The organism is Thermococcus henrietii, assembly GCF_900198835.1.
GTDB classification, from domain to species: Archaea; Methanobacteriota_B; Thermococci; order Thermococcales; family Thermococcaceae; genus Thermococcus; species Thermococcus henrietii.
This window is the reverse complement of record NZ_LT900021.1, coordinates 36,282-52,078: the sequence shown is the minus strand read 5'-3', so window position 1 is coordinate 52,078 and position 15,797 is coordinate 36,282. Positions and strand designations below refer to the sequence as shown.

Here is a 15,797-nt window from a genome sequence, read left to right as displayed (position 1 = left end):
GGCTACCACCTCATGCGCGTGAAGCTAAAATCCACCCTTTCTCCCTCTCAACAACCAGTCCACGCTCATGAGCAAGCTCCAGAGCATAGCGAGCCTTCTCAGAATCGAGGCCTAAGTCTTCCAGGGCCTCAATAATCTCTGATTCTGGAATAATCGTGTAGTACTCATGGAGTTTCTTGAAGACCGCTTCAACTTTCTCCAAAAGCTCAAGCTCTTCTTTGCTCGCCTGAGCCTCAATCTGGCCGAGAATAGACCAATCAACGTCTTTATCGCCCCATGACCTTATGGCTGCAGTAAATACCTCCTCCGCTGCCAGAACGTCCTTAAGCTCAACTCTCTCTGAAAGCCTGAGTAAAGCATTTGCAAGAGAAAGGCGCTTCAAAATTCCCCTCAACCTCATGCTATACTTGAAACCCGCGTTAACCAGCGCTTTATTCACCATCAGACCAAAGCGCTTAATCTCTCTGTACGCCTCATCGGTAAACTCTGGCCGGAGCTCGCGCACGTAGAGGAAAAACTTCCTTAGAAGGTCCTCAGGAATCTCGCGCGTTATCAACCCTTTCTCAAACTTCTCCTGATGGTCGTATATGGCCTCAATGACCTTTGAGTCCTTCGGCTGACGGAGGATAAAAATCACATCAAACCTGTCGAGGAGTGAAGATGGAAGAGTAATCTGCTCAAAAACTCCTTTGTAGTCATTGAAGTATCCTCCGACTGGATTCGCGGCGGCAATAACACTCTCCATGGTTTTAAGTGTCGTGGAAATTGAAGCCTTCGAGAAGTCCACAGTTCCATAGCTCATTCCACCGTGCATTCTAGCATAATCATCTGCCTTTGCCTTCTCAAACTCGTCCAGAGCCAAGACAAAACCGTTGGCCCTAACCATCAAGCCACCGCGGAAAACCCACTCGCCAGTCAACTCCTCACGCTCTGGCATTCCAATGAGGCCCGCACCGCTGACATTGCCACCTTCACCATAAACCGCCACGGTAACGTTCTTAATGTCCCTAATGATGCGGCTCTTTCCAGTTCCCTTGTCTCCGACCGCTAAGACGTGAATCCACAGCCTCTCGTCGCCAGGTCCAAGCTCCTTCGGGCTGGCAATCGCGTAGACAATCGCCTTCTTAAAGAACCAAAGCTCAGGGAGGAGCTTGGGGTCCGCGAAGATGCCCGGAGCAAGAGAGCGGGCCACAGCATCTGGAAGCTCATCGCCGTACTTCTCCTTCAGCTTTTTAATTTCAGCAATGTCCTCCTCGGAAAGCTCCCCGACGCCAATGTCGTCAAGAAACTCCACATGAAGGACCTCTAGAACCATGTCATTGTTCTGCCTCCTGTCCCTGTGGATGGTGTCCCGGAGGATGCCAGTAACAAGAACGCGGTCGCCAGGGGCAAGCGAAGCGTGAGGCCTGAGCATATAAGCAGAAACCTTCGAGGGCTGTTCCTTGTTGCCGAGGTCCTCAACCATGTCCTGAAGGGCAAAGAAGACGATATCCCTAACCTCGCTCTTCTTCGGGTCAACCTTAATGTTCCTTGAACCACATGCCTCACACTTAGCGGGCCATTCAACCTTAGCAATCGGGTCCTGAATCCTTGCAGTCTCCCATCCACAATCCTGGCAGACAAAGACCATCTTCCTGTAGAATAGCTTCTTCTTCGACGTAACACCAGAAACCATGGCCCTGACAGTAACCATCTTGCCGAGCTGTCTGTCCTTGAGGTTCTTCACGCGAACCGGCTCGCCCACGTTCGTGAAGTGGACAGCATAATCACCCGGCTCAAGGAACAGGCGGTCTCTGCGGAAAATCTTAAGGGCCGTTTCAAAGACGTCGATGGCATCTTCAGGGTTCTCGACGACATAATCTGCCAGCTCAGGATTGTAAGAGCGAAGCTCCTGCCAGTCAACCAAGAGGTAATCCTTGTGAGTGAAAGTAGTCAAGTCAATGATTTTCTGCTTGTAAACATTCGCGTAGAAGTCAATGGCCGCCTCTATGACTTTCTCCCTCTCAGCCTGCTTGAGCTCTTCCTGCTTTTGAAGAACCTCATGCTCCTTCTTCAGGATCTCATAAGTCCCGATAATCTCGGCCTTTACGTCGGAGTCAGGACGCCAATAGATGATGCCTGTCTTTCGGTCCTTGGTTGGGAAACCAAGGCCAGAATTCTTAACTGCACTGAGGGCCTTCCTAATAGTCTCGTCATTATACTCCTGATTGAATACCAGTTTGCCAAGCTCATATAGCTCTGTCCTCAGTTCTTCATCAGAAATACGAGAATTCATTATTATGACATAACCAGCCAGCCTTTTGTAGGGTCTATCTAATTTGGGAACTACTTTGCCTATGGCTTTAAGATAAAGTTCAATTTGTCCCAAATCAATGTTGGTGGTTGTTGGGACACTTGGGACAGATGGGACAAGGTCTGAAATTTGTCCCATTGCTTTTGGGACAGTTTGGGACGCCGGGACATTTGGGACATTTGTCCCGCCAACCTTGTGTATATACTCCTCCAGCTCTGTGAGTGGGACAGTGGTAGTCTCACTATAACCTAAAACTTTAGCAACCTCCTTGAGTGAGTTTGGCAGTTCAGAAACGGGAACTTCTGTCTTGCCCTTCTCTTTCAGCATCTGAAGGAAGCCAAGGGCAAACTGGAAGTTGATTTCCTCACTCATACGCTTCCCTCGGCGCGTATTATTGGTCTGTATATCGCGAGAAGGGTAACCTCCAACCAGGAGCCGGGTTTGAGAGAAAGCCTCTCTCTGATGTGCTTAGGGATTACTACAAGACCTCTTTTTCCAACGTTGCTTATGAAAAGAGCAGATACGTCGTCTTCAGCTGGCTTAACTTTCAGTTCAACTTGATCCCCCTCCTTGAGTTTGAGAAAGCTTCTGGTCCCCTCGGGGATAATTATCCTCCCGTTTTTCATGAGGCGGGCATAATATATTGCGATTGGTTCTTTGTTTCGCATGTTCATCACCTTAATGCGATATTTTCACATTAATTAGAATACTCAACATATTTAAGGTTTTCTCTTGAAAATGTGATAAAATAACAAAAAAGATTGGGAGCTTTTAGCAGTCGTGGGAAAAGATATATATGATGCTGGACATTCACACAATAAGGAATCTCCCACATAAACTCGATGGAGGAGAGCAATATGGCAGAAGAGGTTTTGCTGAGGTTTCATGCAAAGATTTCCAGTGGAGGCAGGATAACTCTACCAGAGACCTCGAGGAAGTATCTCAAGCTTAAAAATGGAGATTTTGTTAAAATTCGAGTCAAAAAAGTCAAATTTGACGAATCGAAGTTGACAATAAGACGGATTTCAGAGGCAGTGGTTTATGGAAAAGTCGCATCACGTGGACAAATCACGATTCCTAAGCATATAATGCAGGCTCTTGGTCTCAGAGAGGGCGATATTGTCGAGGTCGACCTCTTGGAGTTCTCTTATGCTCCCTCTTGATTTAAACAATTTCACATTTTAGCGAAAAAATTTATAACTATTAACATCGTTTCTTTTTAGGGTGGTATTATGCCCGAGTGCCCTTATTGTGGGAAGTGGTTTAAGACGAAGAAGGGTCTCCAGCAGCATATCACAAAGGTTCACAAGGTGGATACTCCTTTTGGGAAGGCTTTGGATTATTCGACGTTTGATTTCATGGGTAAGCTGAAGAGGGAGGAGGAGCGGGCGAAGAGGCGGCAGAAGAAGTCGGGCTCGGGCTTTGGGTTGGATTTGTCGGGGCTTTTTGGTCAGTCGGGGTCTAAGAAGTCTTCCTCGCGGAAGAAGTCTGGCAAGAAGTCTTCTGGTTCTAAGAGGAGGTCTAAGAAGAAGTGAGGGGTGGGGGCGAGTGGGGTTCACGGACCTTCTTAAGAAGGTTGGGGGCGCGACTAAAAAGGTTGCGGATAGGGCCGCGAAGGAGGTTAAGTGGCGTAAGAAAATTGGGGAGGCTAAGCGTGAGATTCTTTCGAGGTTTAAGGTTGAGCAGTTGCGCAGAATTGCCAGCGCGAAGAGGATTCCGCTTTATGAGTCAGACCCGTTTACTGGCGAGAGGCGAGCGTTGAGGACTAAGGTTGAGATTGTGGACAAGCTGGCGAGGAATTTGAGCTTTGAGGATGTTGTCAATCTAGCTAAGAGGTATAAAATTAAGTATTCTGATGTCGTTCAGGAGCTGGAGGAGTTCCGGCGGGAGCTGTTTGAGGAGGCTCCGGGTGAGAGGAGCGAGGAGGCTATTCTTGAGGATGTATTTGAAGCGGAAAATTTCAAAGAAGTGGAACGGGAACTTGACGTGTTGGATTTGCTCCAAGACTTCCAGCCTGAGGCGGTGAGGGATGAGGAGGATTTTGAAAAGCAGTTGTATCAGTTTCTGAGGGCACGTTTGGGTAGTAGGGTCAGGAGACAGGTATCAGTAGGCAATCAAAAGATTGATATAGCTATTGGCTCTGAGGTGGGCATTGAACTTAAGATTGCAGAGAGCAGGAGCAAGCTTCAGCGGTTGGTAGGCCAGGTCTTGGACTACGTTGAGTACTTCGATGAGGTTATTGCTGTGATTCTGGATGTCGGGGCCAACGTGGACATTGATAATTATATCAGAAAGCTTCATCAGCTTGGGGCTAAGGTTGTTGTGTTGGAGGGTAATGTTAAAAGAAGGGGTCGTTCGCAGGAGATTATCATCAAGCAGGGTGCCCGCAGGATTGTTATTCGTTGAGGTAAGCTTTATATATTCTTGTCTCCAATCTAAAAATAGACGGGGGCTGCCCGCCGAGTGAGGTCTCTGACCTCGTGAGGTGGGCTTGGCGAACGCCGTTCCCCCGTTAATCTTCTATGAGATTGATTCCAAGTTTTCTAAGGCGGGTTTTTATCTCTGCTTTGGACAATGGCTTGTTGTCATATTTCTTCTCATAGGTTTCCCTGCCAAAGTATGCAACGTTGTCAGCAACGAGCATCACTGGCCGGTAATTGGGGTCTTTTTTCGCCTGGTTCTCAGGTATTGCCCGGTTTCGTGGGAATTTTTGCTTTTCATAAAGCTTGTCTTCAAGGAGCAGTATCTTGTAGTTCTGTGTTTCTAACCTCCTCCTGAACACACGGGGATTTGGTGAGATGTCCACTCTATTGAATAGTGGTCTGAGTTGGGTTGGAAATTTCTCATGGAATCTTTTTCTATACCCGGCCCTCTGTTCTTTTCGCAGTTCGGCAACGTGCTTAAGCCATCCTCCTTTTTGTTTCAGTTCCTGATGACGCGGTCCTGCCTCTATCTCGACCCATGAGTATATTGTCACGCGGGTTTTCTGTAGTCTCTTTTGACTCCTATCTATTGCTATTATCAAGTTAGAGGTAGGGGATTTTGTTTTCTTTGGGTTATTTTTCCTGTGTTTCTTTCCCCGCCTGCGTCCCATTTTGTCTCAACTCCTAAAAACAATGGAGAGTGTGGGAAGTTATCTTTTGCGGTCCTTCCTAAATCCTTCGGCCCTTATCGCGAACTGTATCTGCTGTTTTGTCCGCGTGTCGAGGCGCTGGTAGGCTTTGGTCTTGGTGAAGGCTCGCAGTGTGTTGGTGTTGATTTCTCCTGTCTTCGTCCAGATAGGCCTTTTTGTCGCGGCGACTATTCTCTTTCCGAGGCTTCCGTGAAGTTTTCTCGTCAGCTCGCCGGGCCGTTTCACGGCCTTTTGAATCCAGTTCCTTTTTCTCCGCCGGGCCTTGGCATGGCCCGGCTTGGAAACATATCTCCTCATTTTCGCCATCCCCACCACCTCAATCAGCTTTCCGGCTTTCGATGAAGTCTTTCAGAATCCATATGAAGAGGAAGAGGTAGAGCGTGACAACTCCAGGCAGGAGGCGCATGTCGAGTTTCGCGCCGAGGCCGGCGAGGCTTGCCTGCGTGATGACGCCGAGGGTGAGTGCTACGAGTGGGCTCTGACTGAAGACGAGGCCAAGGACTGTCATGCCAAGCCAGATGGCAAAGGGCAGGAAGGCCTGTGCTTTGCTGTTCGGGTTCTGCGTGAAGAACAGCTGGATTGCTTTGTCAAAGTTCAAGGAGAGAGCCTCTTTTCCAATCTGCCACCCGCTCCAGCCGGTGCCGTTGATGTCTGGCATTGTGAAGTTGTTTGTCCAGTTCGGCGGTGTCGTCGTGCTGTTCTCGGACGGGGCGGGATACAGATACACGGCGAGGCTGGTGATGCTGGTGGGAGTTTGCAAGAGTCTCGGCAGGTACCCGCTCGCGCTCACGTTTAGCGTTACTGTGCTGTTCCAGGGCAACGTGAGCAGGCTCGGCACGAGGCTTATCGTCGTGTTGTTGGCGAGCATTGAGACGCTGACGTTGCTAATCGGGATTTCGGAGTTGTTCTCGATGTCGTAAACGGCCAGCTGAGGGATTGAAACCCGCACGGCCTCGGCGCCGTAATTCTGAGCGTCCAGCTCCTCCGCCAAGGGCACGGTGGGAAAGATGGGCGCAATATTGAGCCACTTCCCGCTCGTGGGGTCGTAACTGTACGGGCTGTAGAACAAGACGAGGCCGTCCTTAGGCGGGTCGAGCGGGTGCTCGTAAATCTCGCGGATTTCGGTAGAATTTAGGCTCCTCGACCACACCCGAACGTACGCTATGTCCCCCGTAAACGCCCTTCCAATCTTAAAATACAATGCCGGAACATCTATATCCCCCGTTCTCACCGTACTCGCTACCAACTTCCCATTCACATACAACTTCAGATAACTACCATCGTACGTGACTATAAGGTCTAACCAGCTCCCAAGGAGGCCATCATCATAAGCCCATTGCACACGAGGCTCCCAACTCGTCCCATTGTAAATCCAGAACCCAATTGCATAATTCCCATCCGTCACCGACCTAAACTGCCAACCCGGCCCTTCAGCAATCCACTCAAAATTATACACTTTCTCCTTAAGCCTCACAAGAGCCTCGACAGTAATCTGATTCGTAATGTTCAAACTCTGAGAAACATTTACGACACTAAAGTAGCCAGTACCATTGAAACTGGCAACATGACTCTCAGTGAACTTCGAAATTGTGGACAGCCTGATGTAGTCATATGCAACTGCAATAGTAGCATCAAAATTACCAAGCTTATCTTTCCAGACATTATTCGCGGTATCTACCGAGTCGGGAGCATACCAAGCGGCTAAACCGTCAGTCGGGGGATTCCAAGGGTTATCATAAATCTGCTGAATCTCTTGTTCTGACAACAACTTGCTGTAAACATAGACAAAGAACACCTCAACGCTCGTCTTGTGATAGCCATCTCCAATGCTGAAGAATGTGAGATTTCCGAGATAACCACTGAAAGTACCGCTTCCAACAAGCCTTGTGTTAATGTAAAACATTGTATCAACAGTTTTAGTCGTCTCGTCCTGATGGACCATGGCAACGTACAAGTTTGTCCTACCAATGTGCTCACGTGACGTATCAGTCACATAAGCCTCAGTGACGCTCTGAGTATCCTTAACATGCCAGAAAATTCTGTCTCTTGCCGTCAAATCGCCATAGCCATAGCTAAAGCGCGGATAAATGTAAATCTCTCCCCACGTCGTGTATGGCTGGACATTCGTGTCTCTCGCAATGATGACAAAAGTATAACTATCAGACGAAAGCGAAATCGGGAACTTGATGTATCCTCCTGGCTCAACATAGACGCCATAATAGCTTTCTCCCGCCGCCCGCACCGGGGCCGTCACGAGGAGCAGAGAGCCGAGCACAAGGAAGAGGAGCAGGAAGGAAGCGCGCCTCATAGGCCCCTCCCTCCTATGATGTAGCCGAGCAGGAGAATGTAGCTGAGATAAGTTATTGCCTGCAAAGCCCTTGCAAACGTGAATGCCGCACCAGGAGGGTAGTCCAGCCCCATCGCGACCCATACGTCATAATTTCCCTTCACGAGATTCCCTATGAATGTCTTTATCATCGTGAGCGCAGTGATGAAGTCACTCTGGTCTCCAGCTGTCGGCTGGAGCTGTTCTGCTTGAGCCGTCATCTGTTCAACATCTATTTGCCCGCCAGGCATTGCCAAGTCAGGGAAGAATGTCCCGAGTAATGCCGCCGCGAGGTTCGCAATTAGAACGAAAAACGCAACAGACACGGCTATCTGTGAGTATCCCATCATCCCACCCCCTGGTCGCGCCTATACATTAGCATTGCCAAGGCCGAAAACACGCCGAGCATTCCAAGCACGTAAGGTGAGACGTTTGCCCAACCAAGGAATTTCACGGCGCTGAGAGCCATCAGCGCTCCGAATGGCATCAGATACGCATTTATGGCAACGAACATCAGTGCCCCAACTACACCAGCCCCAAAGAGGACGAGTCCCGACGGCACTATGTTTGATGGGAGAACAGACCCTCCTCCTGCATCTCCAAATACAGTTCTCTCATAGACATGCCCGTCTGCGTTGAGAATTATCTTGTAGAGCATCACGTCGCTGTCATTTGCTACAGGAAGTGCCAGCCGGTAGTAAGCGACCGGTCCTTCGACCGCGATGTCGTTTATCTCGTATTTCAGGTTGTTGTTTGCATCGTAGGCTCTGATGCTGATGTGAAGTTCTTTCGTCTCGGCGCTTTGGTCATAGTAAGATACAATGAGTAATTTATTATCATCGTCGAGCTGAGCCGTGATGTATTTCCCCTGATATTTTGCTGTGTCGTTTTCTACCCACAGCGAAATGTCCCCTGTGATTGTGTAGAGCATTGATTTCGTCGTGTTCCCGTTTTCGAGCGAGATGATGTAGTCGCTTCCGAGGACTGCCATCACGCTCGCTGTTTGCGTGCTGTCGAGTTTCACGCGCGTCGCGACTCTACCATCTGGCGTCTTCAATGTGAGATACTGCCATGTAGTTGGTCTTATCGTAATAGTAGAACTCACGAGTTGCACGTTCTCTGCGGGAAACGCTATCTCCGTGTAGTTTCCGAGCCAGTACCTGCGTGAGATGCCTGAACGTGAGATCACGATAAGTGTCGTTGAATTTGGTGCGACGGCGACAGTTGAATCTGCTGTTAGTTTTGTCGAGTTCAATACAGTTAAGTTATCTGATAGAAACGAGATATCTAATGTGCCAAGCGTTGTCCCGCCTTCTGCGGTTATCGTTAGCTTTTTGCCTCTCCATAATATAGTATATACTGATTCTGACGATGCGATGACTGCTTGTTCTGGAGAGAGATATGTGTTTATCACATGTACTTCATCGATTATTGTTGACGTTTTGCTTCCATCGCCAATTTCATCAAATGAGATGTTTCCTGCCCACACGATTGAGATGCGGGTGTTATTTACCATAATATACCCTGTTCCCTGTTTAAATGAAATGTAAACTGGAACGTATTCGTATTGAGGGATTGGACCGGGGAATGAGTAGTTTGCGTCAGTTGATGAAACAATTAGCGATGAATTTTTTATGTATACGACTGGCTTTTTCAGTTTTGAGTTGTACAGGATAACTGCATTATCCCCACCCCATTTTAGATAGAATGAGATTGTCCCTTCTGACATGCTGAATGTTTGATTCAACTTTAACTGAGATGCATTCAAGCTGAACCCCCTTGCCGTATCTGCTGCGCCGGGGGGAATGTATGACTGGACTGGAGCCTTGAGAGAGTAATAAATTGTATCAGACGCCGGCACATAGAAAATCTGTATGTGTCCGCTCCACCCAACGTCTGTTAATTGCCCGTTTATGTAGTTAGCTTGTGATACGGATATTCTGAACGTGTTATTGCATTCATGCACAGGGATGCCTACCTCACTTGAAGTAAATATTCCAGTTGAATAGATCAACTTTCCGTTGAGGACTATGTTCACTGTGTCTGCACTGATATTGTCCACACTAACTCCGATCACACAAACAGGTGTTGGAAATGAAAAGAGTGCGCTTCCTGTTGAGTGTACAATTGATGTCTGTAGCGTGTCGAAATTGATGACAGTCGCAGATACATTTCCAGATAATAGTATCAAAGTAACGAAAAGAAATGCAAAAACATAACTCTTTTTCACTCCCACCACCCCTTAAATCCTGTAAATATTGCCCTCCGCATCCTGCGCCCTGACGATGATGTAGATGATGCCTCCAACGATTAGTATGATAGGAATCCATACCCACTGCCAGTCGAGTCGCTGGAATAATGGCCCAAGGTCTGGCCACGCAGAGACCGCCAGGTCAATCGTCTTGGGTCTGATGAAGGCTAACCCGTAGCTCGCAATGCCCCACACCAGTATGACGCCTGCAACGAAGAGCATGAATGCGAGTGCATCCGCAAAAAAGCCCCTACCTCTTCTTCGCACGTTTACCACCCCCTCGGCCCTTTCGGGCCTTGCGACGGCCTTTGTGCTTCTTCCCCCTCTTCTTTCTCAGGCTAAATGAGAATGGATTAGATTTGGAGGTGCCTCCAAACGGGTTTTTGAAGAAGGCGAGCTTTCTCATCCATGAGTCTCGTCCAAATGCTTTTCCCATACTGAATAAAGAGCCCCCTGTCGGCAGTCTAATGTAGCCGGGTACGAATACTCTTGGTTTGTCCGGTTTTGGAAAGTCAAGGGTTGTTGTTAGGGGAATGTTGTATGGCTTTGGCTTTTGTGTCTGAAGTTCTAGAGGTGGTTGTGTTTGGATTTGGGGGGCGGTTATCTCGACTCTCACTGCTTCTTGTGGGTGGGGGGTAGGAATATCGTCAGGATAAAACTTTGTGGTCCTTCTGGTACCTTCCCCTGTTTTGGTGAGGAATCTTCTCATTAGGTCCTGCTTTATCTTGATGATATCATATTCCGATTGATATCTAACATGCGTTTCGTCGGGCTTCTCAGTGAAACGTAGCTTCTTCTCCTCGAGCACTTTCACATCTAGTTTTTTGATGAGCTGGAGTTGGCCTTTTACACTTAGCCCTCTTTCTTTCTCAACCTCTCCAACCCACGTCGGAGCTCCCGGCACAGCGAGGAGCACTCCTTCTTCCATCTGCACGTCCATTGGATGGACTCTGAATGTTCCAGTATCCGGAACAATCCTTAGTCGACTCTGTTCGATGAGTTCAGGGCTTGTTGGGGGGTCGTAGAAGGTAGAAAAGACATTTCCAGAACGTGCGGCCTTCAGGTACTTATCCCCAACGCGCACTGCCTTTGCGTTTGTAATCTTCTGCATTAGGGAAATGTCTTCAGGAGTAAGAACCTTTTCTTTCGCGCTCAGAGAAAACTCGGGCCGGAGCTGTCCTTTACGAAATGTCGTCTTCCCAATTACAAGGTTTTTATTCTCAAGCTCTATGAGAGTTATTTCTCGGCCATCGGTTGTGCGGAGTATCATCTGTGTCTCGAGTTCTTTCTTTGCCACTCCTGCGGGCCAGGGCTTGCCGGTTATCTTCTCGAATTCTTCAGGTCCTATCTGTGCGCTCGGTGTTGGAGCAGGTTCAGCCTTCAGTGGTTCCATGCTTAGGAACTTGTTCAGCACGAACTGCCTCGTATCCTTTCCACCAATCCTTAGTGCTACGCCTTCGGGCCCATTGATAAATGACTTCATGTACCTCATATCGCCCTCTACTTCGAGTGTTGTGCTATATCTTGTCTCCACTGGTTTCTTCCTGAGCCATCCTTTGTAGACAGTCTCTTTTACCGTGCTTCTTGTTCCTGCTGTGTTCCCAAAGATATCTGGAAAGCTCGTCTCAGTCCTAACGACTTTCTCTGGAGCAACTGCTCTAACCGTGGGGGCTATGGCCTCAGCAAGCACTGCGCTTGCAACTAAACCTCCCGCAATTTCTCCGATTGCAAAGTTCTTGTTTACATTTTCTAGATTCTTGTTGAACTTCTCAACCTGCTCATTTGCTTCATCAACACCGAGTGCCTTGAGTTGCATTTCAACAGAAAGAACCTTCTGGTTATATTCTATCACCTGTTGGTTGAACTCCTGAGCTTCCGCATTGTATATCCTTGCAAAGAACGGGTCATTCTCAGCTCTCTGTCTGTTTTCTTCGAACCATTTTGCCTGTTCTTTGAGCTGTTCTGCCTGCTCGTTCAGCTTTATTATTTCTGGTTGAAGCTTCTGAGCTTGCTTTAGCTTTTGCTCCGCGCGGTACGTCTTCGGTGCGGCCCCTGCCATGATAAGGTTGTTTGTTATTTCTTTATCAGGATCCCCCGTGATAATTTTCACTTTTTGCTGCTTGTGGGTCAGTCCAGTTGGGCCTTGTGTGTTTGCAGGAATTGAATCCCACGCAGACTTTAACGCGTCGTAGATTGTGCCTGGAGCATCCACAAGCGAGTCGACAAGAATGCCGTATTCAACACCAATGAGTCTTGCTTTCCAACCTGTTTCTCCTTTTTCTGCAAGCTCAATCATTGTCTCTTTCTTTGCAGTTTGCGCCTGCTCATGGATGAGATGGAAGAAGTTCACAACTGGAATCTTGTCAACGTTCTGGTCGAACCACCGCCGGACCTTTTCTCCGGTACTTGGATGATATGCGTCAAATGTCCCCTCTGTCACTGTATTGGGGTCAACAGTTACTTTGGGATGAGAGTTAGGGTTTCTTTGGTTGGACTCCTGAACATGTAGCCAGTTGGATGGAGTGTTGATTTCCTTTGCATCTCCCTCCTTTACTAGTAATGAAAGTGCAGTTTGCCTCCCTTGGTTGGTATTAGGTGGTGAAGTTGGAGGTGGACCTGCAGCTGCATCCCACTCACCATCAACATATATCACTCCGCGAGGAGGGGCTCTCGTTTCATTTTCCCCTGAGGAGGTTGTTTGGCTAGATTGGGAAGCTTGGGAGGCAGTAGTGGTGGGTGCGGATTGCGGTTGTGTATTCGTGTTTTGAATTGTAGCGATGTCCTGCCCATCAACATACAGTTTCCCGCGAGGCAGCACTGGCATCAAATCACCCCCTCAAGGGTGATTTTATCCGCGATGAACTCCTCCTGCTCAGCTGGTGTAGAAATGGACGTGTTGGATGTTGGGAGCGATATCTGGAGGGGCTTCAGTCCACGCATCTCTCTCCACTCGTTGTACTCCCTCACCGTCTCTTCGAGAACCCGCATTTTCTCAGGATTGTTGAGAATCCACTTTGGCACTTTGAACGGCGCGTTGTACCTCTCCGCCGCTTCGAGCGCTTTCCAGATGAGAAATTTAATTGTATTGGAATCTTTGTGTCTCCGATACTTCTCAGGAATCTCGCCTTTCCAGTGGAACACATAATAATCGAGCTTGCCAATTTTGCTTTGATTTCCTTTCCAATAGCTCAGTATGTCCTCAAAAGTTTGAACCTTCATTCGCTTTCTCGCCTCTTCTGTTGCCCTCACGAGCCTGGTTTTGAACACATCGAAGAATGCCATCGCCGTGCCCCTACTCACAACATGTATTATCAGACCAGCGCGCCTTAGAACAGCATCTAAGTCCCAAAAGGTCGGTGTGTTATAAATTATAAACTGTTTCCTGGCTCTTCCTGTCTTCACTGCAGAATCGAGTGTAATATTTCTCCATGATTGATGCATCCTTCTGTGGAAGAAGTTTTGAGCCTCGTCAAAGATGTGGGCTGAACCTTCAGGCATTACTGCCATATTAAAAAGAGCCTGTGGTAGCTGTCTCTCATCCCAATACATTCTCTCCTCTAAATCAAACTTGGGGTCAAGTTCTCTGGCGACAGCGAGTGAGAGGGTAGACTTTCCAGTACCCTCATCACCATCAATGATGATGTGGAAGTCATCATCATGGGCTAAGGCGTTCCCCCTTAGATCCCTCAGAACTTGTCTAAACTCCTCCTCAACGATAGTGGGCCACTCCACCTCAACCACCCACCTTCTCGTCGCTCAGCTGGAAGATATCAATAAGCCTCCTCTTCGCGGCGAACCTGAGCAGAATGCGGGAGATGTGATACACAACAACGGCCTTTTCAGGTGCAGTCTTTCCAAACTCTGCTTTGCGGAGCATGAGGTAGTCCTTAAAGCGACGATAAGCTTCCTTCTCTTCTTCAGTTACGGCATAATCCTCGCTCAGGAATGGCTCGAAGAAGTCAAAGAGGGTCATCGCGAGCTGGAGGGTCTTTGTATAGACCTCAGGTGATATTTTTCCTTTCGACAGCTGAAGCCTTAGCTCGCTTTTCAGTGTGTTAAGCTCGTAAAGGTCGTCAGTGACAGCTAAGCGATAAAGGTCAACGGGGGCCGCGAGGCCCTCCTCGCGCTTAATCAGTTTTCCGAAAACCTGCCGGCTCACGTAGTCGGTCACGGCATCACCACCTGCTTAGCTGTCTGCGCTGTCTGAACAGCTCCGGAGTGGTTATTTGAGATGACTTGCCAGACTATTGCGAAGCCGACGAGAATCATCAGGGCTATGATTCCCATTGTCATGTAGAACTTGTAGTCGTGTTTGCCCTTCTCCTTCTCCTGGACAATCATCTCAGTGACGATGTCAAGTGTGGGGGCAGGAATTCCGAGGGCGAATCTCAATACCTTGTCAAGGTCAATCTTAGCCCAAAGCCACTTCCTGACGACATTACCTCTCTCGTCCTTCTCAGGAACCTCAACGAGTTCTTTGTTGTCAAGCTCGACGAGAATGTACCTTAACTCGCTTTCGAGCTGGTCAACTTCCTGCTTCACGCGTAACCATTCGTTCATGACCTCCTGGTACATCTTGGGGTCAGCGAGAGTCTCTGCTTTCAGAGCATCAAGCTGTTCGAGATAGTTCTTCTTCAGAATGTACTGTTTCAGCTTTTCCTCATAGCCGGCCTTCTTTATCAGCGCTAAATCGGTGGCAATTTTCGGGTCAAGCGGGCTCATAGTCTGAAGGTTCAGGAGGACCGCAGGTTTGTGGAGGAAGCGTTTCCAGTCAGAAGGCATTATTGGGAACATTGCCTTCGTGTGTTTTGTGAGCTTGACTTCGAGCACGTCTCCTTTCAGGTTCTTGTTTGAGAGATGTTTCACGTCAAGCGGGAACCCTTGCTGGATGAAGGCCCAAATTCCGGACGGAGAGAGTATGCCTTTGAAGAGGTCCTTCCCGCGAACTCGTGCCCATGCAAGTATTGCAATGAGGATAATGTTCACGAAAACGCTAGCCTGGAAAAAGTACCAAAGCTCCTGCACGTTCATCTTCCAGCACCTCCAAAGAAGCGTGCGAGGCCACGCCTCGTCGGCTGGACGGGAGCGTTTGACACTATGTTGAACTCCTTCGTGCTCCTCTCTAAGAAGCCAAGAAAGGCTCCATTCTTCGCCCTCGAAAGCTGAATGTCAACATACGTCTTCAGCTCTTCTTTCTGCGCAAAGAGAACATCGTCGCGGGCCATCGCGAAGTAAGGCCTGCGGTAATACTTCAAGATGATAGTGTATACGCGGGCTTTTATTTCGTTTGCAGTGTCTCTGTCAAGGTTTGCAAGGCCGAAAGCAGGGTCTCGAAACGTTGTCAGGTGCCAGAAGCGCGAGGGAAAGCTCTTCTCCTGCTCCTTGATGAGCTTGAGTACTTCGCTTTTCACATCTACCGCAAACTCACCCTGCTCGAGGAGCGTTGCATCTCTCGCAAGCATAACGTTTTCGAAAACATCTGCCTGCTGGCCTTCCTCACTCATCTTCTCACCTCCTCAGCCATGCCCATCGTTGCATAGATGAACGCGAAAGCGCCGTTCAGGACTGTCATCGCAGAGCCGAAGAACCACATCAGCTCGCGCTCATGAAACTGAAGCACAGAACCTGCAGATGGGACATCAACGTAGTAGAAACCAGCATATACGAGAAACACGCTGACGAGAAGCGAGAACACGAGCAGAACAGGACTTCTATACACTATTCCGAGTATGTTGTATACGAGTGCTGTTCCCATTAAGAGCAGGACAAACCACACGAGCAAAGTACCACCTCC

The 15,797-nt window shown here is 48.5% G+C and carries 17 protein-coding genes; 3 read left to right on the top strand and 14 right to left on the bottom strand.

From position 1 onward, the window contains the following. Positions 1-10: 10 nt before the first annotated feature. Complete coding sequence (locus tag CS910_RS00285; protein WP_099209188.1) at positions 11-2,665, bottom strand: minichromosome maintenance protein MCM; 2,655 nt, start codon at positions 2,663-2,665, stop codon at positions 11-13. Next, positions 2,662-2,967, bottom strand: a complete 306-nt coding sequence (locus tag CS910_RS00280) for an AbrB/MazE/SpoVT family DNA-binding domain-containing protein (RefSeq protein WP_099209187.1) — start codon at positions 2,965-2,967, stop codon at positions 2,662-2,664. Before CS910_RS00280 ends, CS910_RS00285 begins: the two co-directional genes overlap by 4 nt. A gap of 183 nt (positions 2,968-3,150) precedes the next feature. Here CS910_RS00280 and CS910_RS00275 point away from each other — a divergent pair, with 183 nt between their 5' ends. From CS910_RS00275 to CS910_RS00265, 3 genes are all read left to right on the top strand, one after another. Then, a complete protein-coding gene (locus tag CS910_RS00275) occupies positions 3,151-3,456 on the top strand; it encodes an AbrB/MazE/SpoVT family DNA-binding domain-containing protein (RefSeq protein WP_158523790.1) in 306 nt (101 codons plus the stop codon). Positions 3,457-3,525: 69 nt separating this feature from the next. Beyond that, the gene (locus CS910_RS00270; protein WP_099209186.1) at positions 3,526-3,828 is read left to right on the top strand and encodes a hypothetical protein; all 303 of its coding nucleotides are present in this window, start codon (positions 3,526-3,528) and stop codon (positions 3,826-3,828) included. A gap of 13 nt (positions 3,829-3,841) precedes the next feature. Beyond that, on the top strand, positions 3,842-4,699 hold the full coding sequence (locus tag CS910_RS00265; protein ID WP_197704275.1) for a hypothetical protein: 858 nt from the start codon (positions 3,842-3,844) through the stop codon (positions 4,697-4,699). A gap of 106 nt (positions 4,700-4,805) precedes the next feature. On the opposite strand, the gene CS910_RS00260 is transcribed toward CS910_RS00265, so the two are convergent. The 12 genes from CS910_RS00260 to CS910_RS00210 form a co-directional block, all read right to left on the bottom strand. Then, positions 4,806-5,387, bottom strand: a complete 582-nt coding sequence (locus CS910_RS00260) for a hypothetical protein (protein WP_099209185.1) — start codon at positions 5,385-5,387, stop codon at positions 4,806-4,808. 39 nt (positions 5,388-5,426) lie between these two features. Continuing rightward, entirely contained in the window at positions 5,427-5,732 is a 306-nt protein-coding gene (locus CS910_RS00255; RefSeq protein WP_099209184.1) for a hypothetical protein, read from the bottom strand. Between the two features lie 10 nt (positions 5,733-5,742). Continuing rightward, positions 5,743-7,329, bottom strand: coding sequence for a LamG domain-containing protein (locus CS910_RS00250; RefSeq protein ID WP_223211967.1), 1,587 nt, complete (start codon positions 7,327-7,329; stop codon positions 5,743-5,745). Between the two features lie 401 nt (positions 7,330-7,730). After that, on the bottom strand, positions 7,731-8,099 hold the full coding sequence (locus CS910_RS11865) for a hypothetical protein (RefSeq protein ID WP_158523788.1): 369 nt from the start codon (positions 8,097-8,099) through the stop codon (positions 7,731-7,733). Further along, positions 8,099-9,988: a hypothetical protein gene (locus CS910_RS00245; protein WP_145955308.1), complete on the bottom strand. Its 1,890-nt coding sequence runs from the start codon at positions 9,986-9,988 to the stop codon at positions 8,099-8,101. Before CS910_RS00245 ends, CS910_RS11865 begins: the two co-directional genes overlap by 1 nt. Before the next feature lie 6 nt (positions 9,989-9,994). Beyond that, on the bottom strand, positions 9,995-10,270 hold the full coding sequence (locus CS910_RS00240) for a hypothetical protein (protein WP_099209181.1): 276 nt from the start codon (positions 10,268-10,270) through the stop codon (positions 9,995-9,997). Beyond that, positions 10,254-12,827 carry a hypothetical protein gene (locus CS910_RS00235; protein WP_099209180.1) on the bottom strand — a complete coding sequence of 858 codons (2,574 nt, stop codon included), beginning with the start codon at positions 12,825-12,827 and terminating at the stop codon, positions 10,254-10,256. The genes CS910_RS00240 and CS910_RS00235 overlap by 17 nt, the downstream gene beginning before the upstream one ends. After that, positions 12,827-13,744 (bottom strand): P-loop NTPase family protein, encoded by a 918-nt coding sequence (locus tag CS910_RS00230; protein WP_145955307.1) that lies wholly within the window; start codon positions 13,742-13,744, stop codon positions 12,827-12,829. Before CS910_RS00230 ends, CS910_RS00235 begins: the two co-directional genes overlap by 1 nt. Next, positions 13,737-14,174: a hypothetical protein gene (locus CS910_RS00225; RefSeq protein ID WP_099209178.1), complete on the bottom strand. Its 438-nt coding sequence runs from the start codon at positions 14,172-14,174 to the stop codon at positions 13,737-13,739. Before CS910_RS00225 ends, CS910_RS00230 begins: the two co-directional genes overlap by 8 nt. Further along, positions 14,171-15,034: a hypothetical protein gene (locus CS910_RS00220; RefSeq protein ID WP_099209177.1), complete on the bottom strand. Its 864-nt coding sequence runs from the start codon at positions 15,032-15,034 to the stop codon at positions 14,171-14,173. The genes CS910_RS00225 and CS910_RS00220 overlap by 4 nt, the downstream gene beginning before the upstream one ends. Further along, positions 15,031-15,507, bottom strand: a complete 477-nt coding sequence (locus tag CS910_RS00215; protein ID WP_099209176.1) for a hypothetical protein — start codon at positions 15,505-15,507, stop codon at positions 15,031-15,033. Before CS910_RS00215 ends, CS910_RS00220 begins: the two co-directional genes overlap by 4 nt. Then, positions 15,504-15,785, bottom strand: coding sequence for a hypothetical protein (locus tag CS910_RS00210; RefSeq protein WP_099209175.1), 282 nt, complete (start codon positions 15,783-15,785; stop codon positions 15,504-15,506). The genes CS910_RS00215 and CS910_RS00210 overlap by 4 nt, the downstream gene beginning before the upstream one ends. Between the last annotated feature and the right edge of the window lie 12 nt (positions 15,786-15,797).